This is a genomic window from Streptomyces sp. NPDC101191, assembly GCF_044767915.1.
In the GTDB taxonomy this organism is placed as follows: Bacteria; Actinomycetota; Actinomycetes; order Streptomycetales; family Streptomycetaceae; genus Streptomyces.
On record NZ_JBIWOU010000016.1, the window covers coordinates 1 to 14055 of the forward strand.

Sequence of the window (14055 nt, forward strand, 5' to 3'; positions counted from 1 at the left end):
GGGGGGGGGGCCGGGCCCCCCCCCGGGGGGGGGGGGGGGCCCGCGGGGGGGGGGGGGGGGGGGGGGGCGGGGGGGGGGGGGGGGGGGGGGCCGCGCCCCCCCCCCCCCCCCCCCACCTCTCCGGGAGGAAGGAGGCGGGGCGTCAGCCCTTGCGGCCGACGAGCTTCCAGGCGGCCGGCAGGGCGCCCATGGCGAGGGCGGCCTTGAGCGCGTCGCCGATCAGGAACGGGGTCAGGCCCGCGGCGACCGCCTGGCCGAAGCTCATGCCGGTGGCGAGGGCCAGGTACGGCACGCCGACCGCGTAGATGACCGCGGAGCCGAGCACCATCGTGCCGGCGGTGCGCAGGACCGAGCGGTCGGCGCCGCGGCGGGCGAGGCCGCCGACGAGGGTGGCGGCGAGCAGCATGCCGAGGATGTAGCCGAAGGACGGCATGGCCCAGCCGGAGGAGGCCTGGGCGAACCACGGCACGCCCGCCATGCCGGCGACGGCGTAGAGGCCGAGGGAGAGGAAGCCTCGGCGGGCGCCGAGCGCGGTGCCGACGAGCAGGGCGGCGAAGGTCTGGCCGGAGACCGGGACCGGGGAGCCCGGGACCGGGACGGAGATCTGCGCGGCGAGGCCCGTCAGCGCGGCGCCGCCGACGACGAGCGCGACGTCGCGGACCCTGCTCGCCGGGATCAGGTCGGCCAGGACCGTGCCGGAACGGAGGGAGGAGACGGGGGCGGCGGCGGTGCTCATCGGTACTCCGTGGGGTGACGGGGACGGCGGACGGGGCGGAACAGGCTCGACCGTATGCCAGCGGTGACCGGCCGATCACCGTCAGCCGCCCACAAAGCAGGGGTCGAGCCCTTCGTGGAGATCAAACAAAGCCCGCTTTCCCCACCGAATGCAGAGTGACCCTTGTCACTGGGAAGTCCTGCATAAGGGTCCCTTTTGCGCCATGGGCCCGTCACCAGAGAGACTGTGGGGTCTCCATAAACCGTCCGAGAGCGCGAATCCCTCATGCACGACTCCCTGGCCTCCGAACCGGAGCCCCTCTCCCATGGACTGAAGCAGCGTCACCTGACGATGCTGGGCCTCGGCGGGGTGATCGGCGCGGGGCTCTTCGTGGGCTCGGGCGCGGGCATCGCGGTCGCCGGTCCCGGCATCGTCGTCTCGTATCTGATCGCGGGCGCGCTCGCGATGCTGATCATGCGCATGCTCGGCGAGATGTCGGCGGCGATGCCGGCCTCCGGCGCCTTCTCGGTGCACGCGGAGCGGGCGCTCGGGCGCTGGGCGGGCTTCTCGGTGGGCTGGCTGTACTGGTTCCTGCTCGTGGTCGTGCTCGCCGTGGAGGCGACCGGCGCGGCCCGGATCGCGCACGGCTGGGTACCGGGGGTCCCGCAGTGGGGCTGGGTGCTGCTCTTCATGGTGGTGTTCACGGCGACGAACCTCGCGGCGGTGAAGAACTTCGGCGAGTTCGAGTTCTGGTTCGCGGCGCTCAAGGTCGGCGCGATCGTGCTGTTCCTACTGCTCGGCGTGCTGGCGATCACGGGCCGGCTGCCCGACACGGACCCGGTGGGCCTGGCGAATCTGACCGGGCAGGGCGGCTTCCTGCCGCACGGCTGGTCCGGCGTGGTGTCCGGGGTGCTGGCCGTCGTGTTCGCCTTCGGCGGCCTGGAGGTGGTGACGATCGCGGCGGCCGAGTCGGACGACCCGGCGCGCAACGTGGCCCGGGCGGTGCGCAGCGCCGTGTGGCGCATCCTCCTCTTCTACGTGGGCTCGATGCTGGTGATCGTGACCCTGCTGCCGTGGACCGCGATGAAGCCGGGCGAGTCCCCGTATGTGGCGGTCCTGGACGCGATCGGGGTGCCGGCGGCCGGGCAGGTCATGAACGTCGTGGTGTTCGTGGCGCTGCTGTCGGCGCTCAACGCCAATCTGTACGGCTCCTCTCGGATGGTGTTCTCGCTCGCCGAGCGCGACGAGGCACCGAAGGGACTGCTCAGGGTCTCCGGCGGAGGGGTGCCGCGACGGGCGGTGCTCGCGTCCGTGGCCTTCGGTTTCGTCTCCGTCCTGCTCAATCTGAAGTGGCCGGATTCCGTCTTCCTCTACATGCTCAACGCGGTGGGCGCGGTCCTGCTGTTCGTGTGGGCGCTGATCGCCGTGTCCCAGCTGCGGCTGCGGCGCCGGATCGAGCGCGAGGCGCCGGAGACGCTGACCCTGCGCATGTGGGGCTTCCCGTGGCTGACCTGGGCGGCGCTCGCGGGGATGGCCGCGGTGCTCGTGCTGATGCTGCTCGACGACGGGGCCCGCCCGCAGGTCCTGTGGTCGGCCGGGGCGACGGCGGCGGTGCTCGCGGTGGCGTGGGCGCGCGAGCTGCGCGCGCGGCGCACAGCGGGCCGGGGCCCGGAGCGGGGCCCGGCCTCGGCGGCGTCCCCCGGCCCCTCCGGCCCGGTCGGCGAACCCGGTTCGTCCGCTCCCGCCGGGCCCTCCACGAAGCGAAACTGAATCTTCACCTTGTGTGAAGGTCGTGACCGTATAGCGGACATGCGTTCCCTGTGAGCGGTGCGGCCCCACAGACTGTGGCCCACCCTCCCCGTCTCAGCTAGTGAACAGGGTTCGCCCATGTCTCGGACCACCGCACCCGCGCCGGCCGACCCCAAGGACGGCGCGACCGCCCCCTCGGGCCTGACGCACGGCCTCAAGCAGCGGCATCTGTCGATGATCGCTCTCGGCGGCGTGATCGGCGCCGGCCTCTTCGTCGGCTCCGGCGCCGGCATCGCGGCGGCCGGCCCGTCGATCGTCCTCGCGTACGCGATCTCCGGCGTGCTGGTCATGCTGGTCATGCGCATGCTGGGCGAGATGTCGGCGGCCAACCCGGCCTCCGGCTCCTTCTCCGTCCACGCCGAGCGCGCCTTCGGCCCGTGGGCCGGCTTCACCGCGGGCTGGGCCTTCTGGTTCCTGCTCTGCGTGGCCGTCGGCCTGGAGGGCATCGGTGCCGCGAACATCATGACCGGCTGGTTCCCCGGCACCCCGGCGTGGGCCTGGGTGGCCCTCTTCATGCTGGTGTTCTGCGGCACCAACCTGGCGGCCGTGAAGAACTTCGGCGAGTTCGAGTTCTGGTTCGCCACGCTCAAGGTCGGCGCGATCGTCCTCTTCCTCGGCATCGGCGTGCTCGCCATCGCCGGCGTGCTGCCCGGCACCGACGCCCCGGGCACCGCCAACCTCACCGGGGACGGCGGCTTCTTCCCGCACGGCTCCGAGGGCCTGATCGTCGGCCTGCTCGCCTCCGTCTTCGCGTACGGCGGTCTGGAGACCGTCACCATCGCCGCGGCCGAGTCCGAGCACCCCGTGCAGGGCGTCGCCAAGGCCGTCCGCACGGCGATGTGGCGCATCGCGCTCTTCTACATCGGCTCCATGGCGGTCATCGTCACGCTCGTCCCGTGGGGCGACAAGGCGGTCGTCGAGAAGGGCCCGTACGTCGCCACCCTCGACCACCTGGGCATCCCGGCCGCCGGCCAGATCATGAACGTGGTCGTCCTGGTCGCCCTGCTCTCGGCGATGAACGCCAACATCTACGGCGCCTCCCGGATGGCCTGCTCGCTGGTCGCCCGCGACCAGGGTCCGAAGGCGCTCGGCCGCACCTCCGGCGGAGTGCCCCGCCCGGCCGTCCTGGTCTCCTGCGTCGTCGGCTTCGGCTGCGTGCTGCTGAGCTACTGGTCGCCGGACAAGGCCTTCATCTGGCTGCTCAACACCATCGGCGCGATCATCCTCGTCGTCTGGTTCTTCATCGCGGCCTCCCAGCTGGTGCTGCGGCGCCGCACCGAGCGCGAGGCGCCGGAGAAGCTGGTCGTGAAGATGTGGGGCTTCCCGGTGCTGACCTGGGTGGCACTGCTCGGCATGGCGGCGGTCTTCGTCCTGATGGCCCGTGAGGAGGGCACCCGCGTCCAGCTGTACTCGACCGGCGCCCTGACGGTGGCGCTCGCGGTGGTCGGCTTCGTGCTGCAGAAGGCGCGCGAGAAGGCTCCCGCCGCGGACCCGGCGGCCGAGACGCCGGCCGACAAGGCCTGATCCCGCTCCCTCCACACAGACGACCGCGCCCCGCCGGGCCTTCCGGCGGGGCGCGTCGGCGTTCCCCGGGGCCCCGGGCCGTGGGGGTCCCGGGCCGTGGCCTAGGTCCAAGGGCTGATCAACTTTTCCCGCACCTACTGCTAGCCTGCACTTGCATAGAGGTTGCAATAAGCAGTCGGTCGAAGGGCTAAGGGTTCGCGCATGGCGATCTACACACTTCCGGAGCTGCCGTACGACTACGCGGCGCTGGAGCCGGTGATCAATCCGCAGATCATCGAGCTGCACCACGACAAGCACCACGCCGCCTACGTCAAGGGCGCGAACGACACGCTGGAGCAGCTGGAGGAGGCGCGCGACAAGGACCAGTGGGGCGCGATCAACGGCCTGGAGAAGAACCTGGCCTTCCACCTCTCCGGCCACATCCTGCACTCCATCTACTGGAACAACATGAACAGCCCGAAGGACGGGGGCGGCGGAGAGCCACTGGCCGCCGACGGGGTCGGTGAGCTGGCCGACGCGATCACCGCGTCCTTCGGCTCCTTCGCCAAGTTCAAGGCCCAGCTGACCAAGGCCGCGGCGACCACCCAGGGCTCCGGGTGGGGCGTCCTCGCGTACGAGCCGATCAGCGGCCGCCTGATCGTCGAGCAGGTCTACGACCACCAGGGCAACGTCGGCCAGGGCTCGGTCCCGGTGCTCGTCTTCGACGCCTGGGAGCACGCCTTCTACCTGCAGTACAAGAACCAGAAGGTCGACTTCATCGAGGCCATGTGGCAGGTCGTCAACTGGCAGGACGTGCAGCAGCGCTACACGGCCGCGAAGGCCAGCATCCCGCTGATCTCCTTCTGACGGCGGCACACCGGAGAACGCCCTGCTCGTGATCGTCTTCTCCACCTTCACCGGGCAGGCGGATGAAAGAAGAACCCCCGCGATGACAGGAATCGCGGGGGTTCTTCCGTACCTGGGCTCCCCCGTGCGGGGAGCGCGTCCTACTCGAAGCTCGGCGACGCCGTGCGCGTGCGCTTGATCTCGAAGAAGCCTGGCGTCGACGCCACGAGCAGCGTGCCGTCCCACAGCCGCGCCGCCGCATCGCCCCGCGGGGTCGGGGTGACGACCGGGCCGAAGAAGGCGACCTCCGCGCCGTCCGCGCCGGGGACGGCGATCACCGGGGTGCCGACGTCCTGGCCCACCTTCTCGATGCCCTCCTTGTGGGAGGCGCGCAGCTCGGCGTCGTAGGTGTCCTTGTCGGCGTAGTCGGCGAGCTCCGCCGGCAGGCCGACGTCGGACAGCGCGGACTCGATCGCCTCACGGGTCGGGCCCTCGCCCCGGTTGTGGAAGCGGGTGCCGAGCGCCGTGTAGAGCTTTCCGACGACCTCGTCGCCGTGCAGCTGCTGGGCGGCGATCACGACGCGGACCGGGCCCCAGGCCTGGGTCTCCATCATCTCGCGGTACTCGGCCGGCAGGTCGGCGAGGCGGTCCTCGTTGAGGACGGCGAGGCTCATGACCTTCCAGCGGACGTCGACGGGGCGCACCTTCTCCACCTCCAGCATCCAGCGGGAGGTCATCCAGGCCCACGGGCACAGCGGGTCGAAATAGAAGTCGGCGGTGGTCCTGGTCTCGGACATGTCTCTCCTCAGGAGTGCTCTGAATGCGCCAACCGGGCAACACGGCCGGTCCGCTCCCGCATTCCCGGGGTGCCCGGCGACAGTGGCACATGGGAGGATCGGTGCTGTTTCGAACGAGCCACGAAGGAGTGACCGTGCCCGGTGAGAACCTGTCCCGCGACGAGGCCCACGAGCGGGCGGAGCTGTTGTCCGTCGACGGGTACGAGGTGTACCTCGACCTGCGCTCGGCCGTCGGCGAGTCCGGGGAGGGCGTGCGCACCTTCCGCTCCGTGACCACCCTGCGCTTCCGCCGCACGGGCGCGGGCGACAGCACCTTCGTCGACCTGATCGCCCCCTCGGTGAACGCGGTCACCCTCAACGGGCGGGCGCTCGACCCGGCGGTCGTCTTCGACGGCGCGCGGATCGCCCTCGACGGCCTCGCCGACGAGAACGAGCTGGTCGTCGACGCCCAGTGCGCCTACAGCCGCACCGGCGAGGGCATGCACCGCTTCGTCGACCCGGAGGACGGCGAGGTCTACCTCTACACCCAGTACGAGCCGGCCGACGCCCGCCGGGTCTTCGCCAACTTCGAGCAGCCCGACCTCAAGGCCCCGTACCGCTTCGAGGTGGACGCGCCCGAGGGCTGGACGGTCTGGTCGAACGGCGTGGGCGAGCAGGACGCCGAGGGGCGCTGGCGGTTCGCCGGGACCGAGCCGATCTCCACGTACATCACCTGCGTGGTGGCGGGTCCGTACCACTACGTCACGGACACCTACCGGCGCGGCGACCTGGAGATCCCGCTGGGCGCGATGTGCCGCAAGGGGCTCGCGAAGCACTTCGACGCGGACGACGTCTTCCTGATCACCAAGCAGGGCTTCGACTTCTTCCACGACAACTTCGACTACCCGTACCCCTTCGGGAAGTACGACCAGGCCTTCGTCCCCGAGTACAACCTCGGCGCGATGGAGAACCCGGGCATGGTGACCTTCCGCGAGGAGTACATCTACCGCGGCAAGGTCACGCAGGCGGCGTACGAGCGCCGGGCCAACGTGATCCTGCACGAGATGGCCCACATGTGGTTCGGCGACCTGGTCACCATGGTGTGGTGGGACGACCTGTGGCTGAAGGAGTCCTTCGCCGACTTCATGGGCTCGTTCTCGCTCGCCGAGGCGACCCGCTTCACCAACAGCTGGGTGACCTTCGCCAACAACCGCAAGGCCTGGGCGTACCGCGCCGACCAGCTGCCGTCCACGCACCCGATCACGGCCGACATCCGTGACCTGGAGGACGCCAAGCTCAACTTCGACGGCATCACCTACGCCAAGGGCGCCTCCGTCCTGAAGCAGCTGGTGGCCTACGCGGGCCGGGACGCGTTCCTGGAGGGCGCCCGCCGCTACTTCAAGCGCCACGCCTACGGCAACACGCGCCTCGCGGACCTGCTGACCGTCCTGGAGGAGACCTCCGGCCGGGACATGAAGGCCTGGGCGAAGTCCTGGCTGCAGACCTCCGGCGTCAACACCCTCACCCCCGTCGTCACGTACGACGCCGAGGGCCGTGTCACCGAACTCGCCGTCCTGCAGGAGGGCGACGAGCTGCGCCCGCACCGCGCGGCCGTGGGTCTCTACCGGCTCTCCGGCGGGGAACTCGTGCGCTACGCGCGCGTGGAGGCCGACATCACCGGCGCGCGTACGGTGGTGGCCGAGCTCGCGGGCGCGGAGAAGCCCGACCTGGTGCTCGTCAACGACGACGACCTCACCTACTGCAAGGTCCGCTTCGACGAGGCCTCGCTGGCGACCCTGCGCGCCCACCTCGGCGACATCACCGACCCGCTGGCCCGCGCGCTGTGCTGGTCGTCGCTGTGGAACCTGACCCGCGACGGCCTCATGCCGGCCCGTGACTTCGTCCGTGTGGTCCTCGACTTCGCGGGCCGCGAGACCGACATCGGCGTCCTGCAGATGGTGCACGCCTGGGCGCAGTCGGCCGTCACCCACTACGCGTCGCCGGAAGGGCGGCCCCAGGCCGGCCGGCTGCTCGCCGAGGGCGGGCTGCGCGAGCTGCGCCTCGCCGAGCCGGGCAGCGAGCACCAGCTCACCTGGGCGCGCTTCTTCGCCGCCGTGGCGTCCTCGGACGCCGACCTCCAGCTTCTGGAGGGTCTGCTCGACGGCTCGGCCACGATCGACGGGCTGGAGGTCGACCAGGAGCTGCGCTGGGCGTTCCTGGAGCCGCTGGCCACGCACGGGCGCGCCGACGAGGCCCGGATCGGCGAGGAGCTGGCCCGCGACGACACGGCGACGGGCAAGCGGCACCAGGTGCGCTGCCTGGCCGCGCGGCCCTCGGCGGCGGTCAAGGCGCAGGCCTGGGCACAGGTCGTCGAGTCGGACGCGCTGTCCAACGCGCTGGTGGAGGCGACCATCGCGGGCTTCGTGCGGTCCTCGCAGCGCGAGCTGATCGCGCCGTACGCGGAGAAGTACTTCGCGGCGATCGAGCGGATCTGGTCGGAGCGGTCGATCCAGATCGGCATGGACGTGGTGCGCGGTCTGTTCCCGGGGCTCCAGGACCGGCCGGAGACCCTGGCGGCGACCGATGCGTGGCTCGCCGAGCACGCCTCAGCCGCCCCGGCGCTGCGCCGGCTCGTCCTGGAGGCGCGCGACGACCTGGCGCGGGCGCTGCGGGCGCAGGAGTGCGACGGGCGCGCCAACTAGTCGCACACATCGCACCATCGGACAGTGGGACGGCCCCCGGCGGTGAACGCACCGCCGGGGGCCGTCGTACCTCGGCACTCGAACGCGCGTACTTTAGTGCGGAGTTGTCCGGATTGAGCGACCACTTCGTAACAGCGGTTACGAGGGGCCCGGACGGCGGAAGACCGTCGGCATGAACCACAACACCCCCGACGCCCCCCTCTCCCCCCTCCCCCACACCGGCGTGGACCGGCTCCGGGAGGCCCTCCGCCACGTGCGTTCCGGGGCGATGCTGACCGGGCTCGCCGCGCTCTCCCTGCACGGCTTCGCCTCCGCCCCCTCACCCGGCATGATCGACCGGGTCGACGTCCTGGTGCCGCGTACGCGACGCCTGCGCTCGACGGCCCTGGTCCGGGTGGTGCGCGCCACCGAGTGGCCGCAGCCCGCCGAGATCGGGGGGCTTCCCGTCGCCCCGGTGCCCCGGGCGCTCGCCGACGCGGTCTCGGCCCTCTCCGACGCGAGCGTGGTGCGCCGGCTGCTCACCGAGGCCGTGAGCGGCGGACACTGCGAACCGGGTGTCGTGGTGCGGGAGTTGAACCGGGCACGGCTGCTGAACCGCCCGCACGTCGTGGACGCGGTGGACTCGCTGCTCGCCGAGGGCCGGGCGATCGCCGAGGAGCGGCTGTACGAGATGGTGCGCGCGTTCGGACTGCCGGACCCCCTGTGGAACGTGGACCTGAGGCTGCCGGGCGGCCCGCACCTGGGCGGCCTGGACGCCTACTGGCCGGACCAGGCGGTGGCCGTGGAGCTGGACACCCGGGCGCCGCGGCAGGACGACGACGCGCTGTGGTCCGAGTACACGCGCAAGCGCGAGCACCTGGAGCGGCTGGGGATCACCGTGGTCCACCTCACCCCGCGCAAGCTGCGCGAGGCGATGGACCAGCAGGCGACCGTGGTCCGTACGGCGCTGATGGCCGCGTCGGACCGGCAGCCGGCCGCCTACGTGGTCGTCCTGCCCCGTTGACGGCTAGGCCGTCTCTTTCGGATCTTGCCGGGCTCGCGGGATCTGGCACGCACGCTCGCCGCGTTGTCGTCGGTCCACAACGCTCCGCGTTGCCTCCCTCCTCCGCCTTGCGATCGCACGCACCAGACCCCGCTCCCTGATCCGGCCTGATCCGAAAGACCCGACCTAGCGCTTCGCCGGGACCGTGCCGCAGAACTCCGCCTCGATCACCGACTGGGTGTCACCGGTCCAGTCGGCGTTGAAGTTGGCGGCGAGGGAGTGCTCGCCGTCCCGGGTGGCCTGGGCCTCGGAATGGGACCCGTGGATGCCGCCGCCGTGCCCCCAGACCTCCTTGCCGCAGCTCAGCTTCTGCTTCATCAGTCCGAGGCCGTATCCGGCGCCGGGCAGGTCGGGGGAGATCGGAACGGTGTCGGTCATCTCCTTCATCTCGGCCGGCGGAAGCAGCCGGCCCTTGAGCAGCGCACGGTAGAAGGTCTGCAGGTCATTGGCGTCGGAGATCATCTCTCCGGCGGCGCCGGCGATGCTCGGATTGAGCTCGGTGACGTCGTACGCGGGCCCGCCGGTCTCGCGGGAGAGCTTGGACCAGGCGCGGGAGTTCGGCTTCGGCATCCGGGAGTCGGTGCCGGGCACGGAGGTGGCCCGCAGCTTCAGCGGCTTGACGATCCGGTTCTCGACCGCCTTTCCGTAGGGGCGTCCGGTCACGCTCTCGACGACCATCCCGGCCAGGACGAAGTTGGTGTTGGAGTAGTTCCACGCCGTCCCGGGGGCGAAGTCGGGCTCGTGCGCCATCGCGACGGACACGAGCTGCTTCGGGGTCCAGGTGTCGTAGCGGTGCTGCAGGAAGCCGGGGCCGAAGACCTTCTCCTGGAAGGCGGGGTCCTCGGTGTAGCTGTAGATGCCGCTGGTGTGGTTGAGCAGCTGACGGACGGTGATCCTGCGCCCGTCGTGCCCGTGGCCGCGGACGACGCCCGGCAGCCATGTGTCGACCGGGTCGTCGAGGTCGATCCGGCCCTCGGCCTGGAGCTGGAGCAGGACGGTGGCGGTGAAGGTCTTGGTGATGGAGCCGACCCGGAAGCGGTCGCCGCCCTTGCGCTCGCCGGCCGTACCGGTCCAGCGCGCCTTGCCGTCACGAGCCTGCGCGACGGCCCCGGGCACGCCCTCGGCGACGGCCTTGTCCAGGGCCCGCTGGGTGGTGGCGTGGGACGGGCCGGCCTGCGGCGCGGCGGCCACGGCGGGCGCGACGAGCGCGGTGGCGGTGATCCCGGCGACGAGTCCTGCGGCAAGGAGGGTGCGGACGGTACGTGCGGCTGACATGCGGGCTCCCCTGTTCGTGAACTGCGGTCACGGGAGGGGACCACGGGAGGTGGGCGGCGGGTTGATCCACGTCGGGACGGTTGAGCCGTTTTCAGCCGTTCGCCGGATCGGTGAGGCGGGAGCGGCCCAGCGGGGGCCGGTCGCGCCAGAGCTGCACGCCGATGTCGACGAGTTCGACCCGGTCGAGGGAGGTCACGGAGTCGAGCGGGTGCCAGGCGGCGAGGTCGGTGGACCCGCCGGTCTCGTTCCGCAGTGTCCCGCCGACGATGCGCGCCTCGTACAGGATCCGCAGCCCCTGCCAGTCCCCCGGTCCGGCGAGCCGGCGCAGCCAGTTGCGCCGGATGGAGTCGATCCCGAGCAGCACGGTCGGCTCGGTGACGTAGCCGGTCTCCTCCTCGACCTCCCGCACGACGGTCGCGACCGGTTCCTCCCCGTGATCCATCCCCCCGCCGGGCAGGGTCCACCGCTTCCGCCCCTCCCGGTCGACCCACCGGGCGAGCAGTATCTCCCCGTCCCGGACGCACACGGCGTAGGCCGCCACCCGCAATTCCGTCTTCATAGGGGGAGGTTAGAGCCAGTACGCGGGATAGCGGCGGCCCGTGAGACGGGCGCCGGCCAGACCGGTGGCGACCAGGAGGAGGGCGGCGAGGGCGAGGAGGGCGAGGAAGGACCAGAACGGCGGGTTCTGGACGGTGACGATCACCGCGGTGGCCGCGGCCGGGGAGTGCGGGGTGCGGGCGGCGCCCATCACCCCGAGCGCCAGGCCGCCGGCCAGGGCGGCGGCCCAGAGGTGGGGGCCGGTGAGGGCCAGGACGGCGAAGCCGGTGAGGGCGGAGAGGAGCTGGCCGCCGACGACCGAGCGGGGCTGGGCCAGCGGCAGGTCGGGCGCCCCCGCCACGAGCGCCATGCTCGCGGCGAGGGGCGGGATGAGCAGCGGCTGGTGGAGGACCGCGCCCACCGCGACCAGGAGCAGGAGGGCGGTGACGCTGACCGCGGTGGAGGTCAGCAGCGCCCGGGGGTCGGGGCGGACGGGGGCGGCGGGGCGGGCTGCGGGCGTCGACGCGGTTGCGGTGGCGGTCGCCGGTGGGGTTCCGGGTGCGTGTGGGGCCGTTGTCATGGGCGGGGCTCCGTTACGGGGGGATTGGCCGGCGAGTACTCCGGTTCCGACCAGCGCAGGGGGCTCGCCCCGGGCGTCTCGACGACGTGGGTGACGCGGAAGCGGACGGTGCGGGCGCCCTCGGCGCCGTAGGCCGTGCGGGCGGTGCCGGAGAGCTGCAGGGTGGTGCCGGTGCGCCAGTCGAGGAAGAGCAGTCCCGCGCGGCCGTCGGCCTCCAGGTTGCCGAGGGTGAGGAACATGGCGTTGCCGGCGTAGTCGGGCCAGCTCAGCTCGGTCGGCGAGAGCGGGGTGACGAAGCCGGGGTTGCCGCCGCGGTGGCTGGCGTCCACCCCGTCGGCGGCGGCGCTGGCGACGAAGAAGGTGTCGGCGGCACGGACGGAGCGCTCCTGGTCGGGGGTGAGCGCCGTGCCGTGCCGCACGGCACCGTCCCGGTGGTCGGGGGCCGGGTCGGCGAAGCCGTACAGCTCCCGCTTCTGCAGGTACTTGGGGCAGTTGGAGAACACCTGCTCGGCGTCCACGGTCAGGCCGCGCGCGCTGGGGCGCGCGATGCCGTTGAGGCGCATGCGGCGGCGGGTGCGGGGGTCGAGGGCGATGGTGCCCACGGGAGTGCCGGCGGCGGTGACGGCCGTGGACAGGGGGTCGCGGGCCGGGACGCCGCCCTCGACGGAGATGCCGTGCGGGCCGGTGGCCCGGGCGAACCCGGGCGCACCGGTCAGCAGGCTCGCCCACACCCGGCCGTCCGGGTCCGCCGCGCCGAGGACCAGCATGGGCTGCGCCTCCAGGAAGGCGGCGGCGACGGGGCGGATGCCTTCGCCGATGGAGCGGCCCACGTGCTCGGCGAGCCGCCGGACGCCGACCCTTTCCTGGACGGCGAGGGAGCCGGAGTGGTACGCGCGCATGGGAGACCTCCAAGGGGCGGGTACGGGTTCGCCGGAGTGCGGGCGACGGCCGGGAGGCCGTGCCGCGCCCACGGCCGGATCAGAAGAAGCCGCAGGTCGGGGCCTGGCCGGAGGGGGCTTCCGCCTCCTCCGCGCCCTTCGGGACGGAGATCTCCAGGCGGGTGCCGTCGGGGTCGTGGAAGAAGATGCCGCCGGAGGCCGCGCCTTCGGCGTGAGCGACGACGCCCTCGTACGCGAAGGTGGCGCCGCGCTCCGTGAGCGCGGCCTCCGCGGCGCGCACGTGGTCGATGGACTCGGCCTGGAAGGCGAGGTGGTGCAGGCCCGCGCGCCCGGAGTCGTAGCCGCCCCCGGCCTGCTGCCACAGGGTGAGGACGAGCTTGCCGTCCTGCCCCAGGAAGGCGTAGCGCCGCCCCTCCTCCTTGCCCTCGCCGAGGACCTCGAAGCCGAGCACGTCCCCGTAGAAGCCGAGCGAACGCTCCAGGTCGGTGACGTTCAGACCGACGTGGCCCAAGGCGAGTGTTCCGGTGAACGACATGGTGGTTCCCCTCTCGATGACGGTCCCCCCGGACGTCCGGGGCTAACCTTTCAATTTGACTTTAGAGGTTAGGGCGCCTCGGTGCAACCGGTCACGTACTCTTGAGGGGTTAGTCCAGGTCCAGCCGCCGAGGAGGGCGCCCGCCATGACCGTCACCGACCCTCGGCCGCTCACCGGCGAACCCGTCTCTCTGGACCTGCTCAACACCCGGTGGATGGCCGACGGGGTGCGACAGGACCTGCTCACCGACACCGAGGGACTGACCGTGTGGCTCGCGGCCAACCGGCTCGACGGGCGGTTCGCCGCCGACGCGGCGACCCTGCGGCACACCCTCGCGGCCCGGGACGCCCTCGCCGCGCTCGTCGACCGGCCCGGCGACCCCGCGGCCACCGCCAGGGTCGACGCGGTACTCGGACACGGACGGATCCGCGCCACCCTCACACCCGAAGGGCCCGGCGAGGAGGCGGAGTTCGGCGACCCGGCCTGGGGGCCGGGCTGGACCGCGGCGCGCGACTACCTCGAACTGCTGCGCATCCATCCGGAACGCATCCGCAAGTGCGCCCACGACGCGTGCATCCTGCACTTCTTCGACACCTCGCGGAACGGCACCCGCCGCTGGTGCTCCATGGCGGCGTGCGGCAACCGGGCCAAGGCCTCACGGCACTATGCCCGTACAAAGGACCACTAGTCCCCCGTCGCATCGCCCCCGTTGAGGGCGGTTCGTCCCCCGTGGCGCATGTCCCGCAGTGGCGGATGTGCGCCACGTACGCATTCCGCCGCCCGGGAACTCTCCCCAAACCCCTGCCACTTGCGAAAGGCTGAGCGGTCATCCGGTA

At 72.1% G+C, this 14055-nt stretch carries 13 protein-coding genes; 6 read left to right on the forward strand and 7 right to left on the reverse strand.

Features of this window, described 5'->3' with window-relative positions; genetic code table 11:
- Positions 1–142: 142 nt before the first annotated feature.
- Positions 143–736 (reverse strand): biotin transporter BioY, encoded by a 594-nt coding sequence (locus ACIRQF_RS37140; protein ID WP_404099309.1) that lies wholly within the window; start codon positions 734–736, stop codon positions 143–145.
- A 264-nt stretch (positions 737–1000) separates the two neighbouring features.
- Between ACIRQF_RS37140 and ACIRQF_RS37145 the strand changes: the two genes are divergently transcribed.
- The 3 genes from ACIRQF_RS37145 (at position 1001) to ACIRQF_RS37155 (ending at position 4894) form a co-directional block, all read left to right on the forward strand.
- Positions 1001–2485: an amino acid permease gene (locus tag ACIRQF_RS37145; protein ID WP_404099312.1), complete on the forward strand. Its 1485-nt coding sequence runs from the start codon at positions 1001–1003 to the stop codon at positions 2483–2485.
- Between the two features lie 117 nt (positions 2486–2602).
- On the forward strand, positions 2603–4048 hold the full coding sequence (locus tag ACIRQF_RS37150; RefSeq protein WP_404099314.1) for an amino acid permease: 1446 nt from the start codon (positions 2603–2605) through the stop codon (positions 4046–4048).
- Positions 4049–4249: 201 nt separating this feature from the next.
- Positions 4250–4894, forward strand: coding sequence for a superoxide dismutase (locus ACIRQF_RS37155; RefSeq protein ID WP_389756557.1), 645 nt, complete (start codon positions 4250–4252; stop codon positions 4892–4894).
- Positions 4895–5034: 140 nt separating this feature from the next.
- On the opposite strand, the gene ACIRQF_RS37160 is transcribed toward ACIRQF_RS37155, so the two are convergent.
- Positions 5035–5670 carry a DsbA family protein gene (locus tag ACIRQF_RS37160; protein ID WP_376630475.1) on the reverse strand — a complete coding sequence of 212 codons (636 nt, stop codon included), beginning with the start codon at positions 5668–5670 and terminating at the stop codon, positions 5035–5037.
- Between the two features lie 134 nt (positions 5671–5804).
- Here ACIRQF_RS37160 and pepN point away from each other — a divergent pair, with 134 nt between their 5' ends.
- Both pepN and ACIRQF_RS37170 read left to right on the forward strand, forming a co-directional pair.
- Positions 5805–8351: an aminopeptidase N gene (gene pepN, locus ACIRQF_RS37165; RefSeq protein ID WP_404099317.1), complete on the forward strand. Its 2547-nt coding sequence runs from the start codon at positions 5805–5807 to the stop codon at positions 8349–8351.
- Between the two features lie 172 nt (positions 8352–8523).
- Entirely contained in the window at positions 8524–9354 is an 831-nt protein-coding gene (locus ACIRQF_RS37170) for a hypothetical protein (RefSeq protein WP_404099319.1), read from the forward strand.
- Between the two features lie 165 nt (positions 9355–9519).
- On the opposite strand, the gene ACIRQF_RS37175 is transcribed toward ACIRQF_RS37170, so the two are convergent.
- The 5 genes from ACIRQF_RS37175 to ACIRQF_RS37195 all read right to left on the reverse strand — a co-directional run bounded on the left by ACIRQF_RS37175 (position 9520) and on the right by ACIRQF_RS37195 (position 13219).
- Positions 9520–10668, reverse strand: a complete 1149-nt coding sequence (locus tag ACIRQF_RS37175; protein ID WP_382482578.1) for a serine hydrolase domain-containing protein — start codon at positions 10666–10668, stop codon at positions 9520–9522.
- Positions 10669–10759: 91 nt separating this feature from the next.
- Positions 10760–11227 carry an NUDIX hydrolase gene (locus tag ACIRQF_RS37180; RefSeq protein WP_404099321.1) on the reverse strand — a complete coding sequence of 156 codons (468 nt, stop codon included), beginning with the start codon at positions 11225–11227 and terminating at the stop codon, positions 10760–10762.
- Positions 11228–11236: 9 nt separating this feature from the next.
- Complete coding sequence (locus ACIRQF_RS37185) at positions 11237–11785, reverse strand: HPP family protein (RefSeq protein ID WP_404099323.1); 549 nt, start codon at positions 11783–11785, stop codon at positions 11237–11239.
- Positions 11782–12684, reverse strand: a complete 903-nt coding sequence (locus tag ACIRQF_RS37190; RefSeq protein ID WP_404099325.1) for a pyridoxamine 5'-phosphate oxidase family protein — start codon at positions 12682–12684, stop codon at positions 11782–11784. Before ACIRQF_RS37190 ends, ACIRQF_RS37185 begins: the two co-directional genes overlap by 4 nt.
- A 79-nt stretch (positions 12685–12763) precedes the next feature.
- Complete coding sequence (locus ACIRQF_RS37195) at positions 12764–13219, reverse strand: VOC family protein (RefSeq protein WP_404099327.1); 456 nt, start codon at positions 13217–13219, stop codon at positions 12764–12766.
- A gap of 145 nt (positions 13220–13364) precedes the next feature.
- Between ACIRQF_RS37195 and ACIRQF_RS37200 the strand changes: the two genes are divergently transcribed.
- A complete protein-coding gene (locus ACIRQF_RS37200) occupies positions 13365–13907 on the forward strand; it encodes a CGNR zinc finger domain-containing protein (RefSeq protein WP_376630488.1) in 543 nt (180 codons plus the stop codon).
- Positions 13908–14055: the final 148 nt, after the last annotated feature.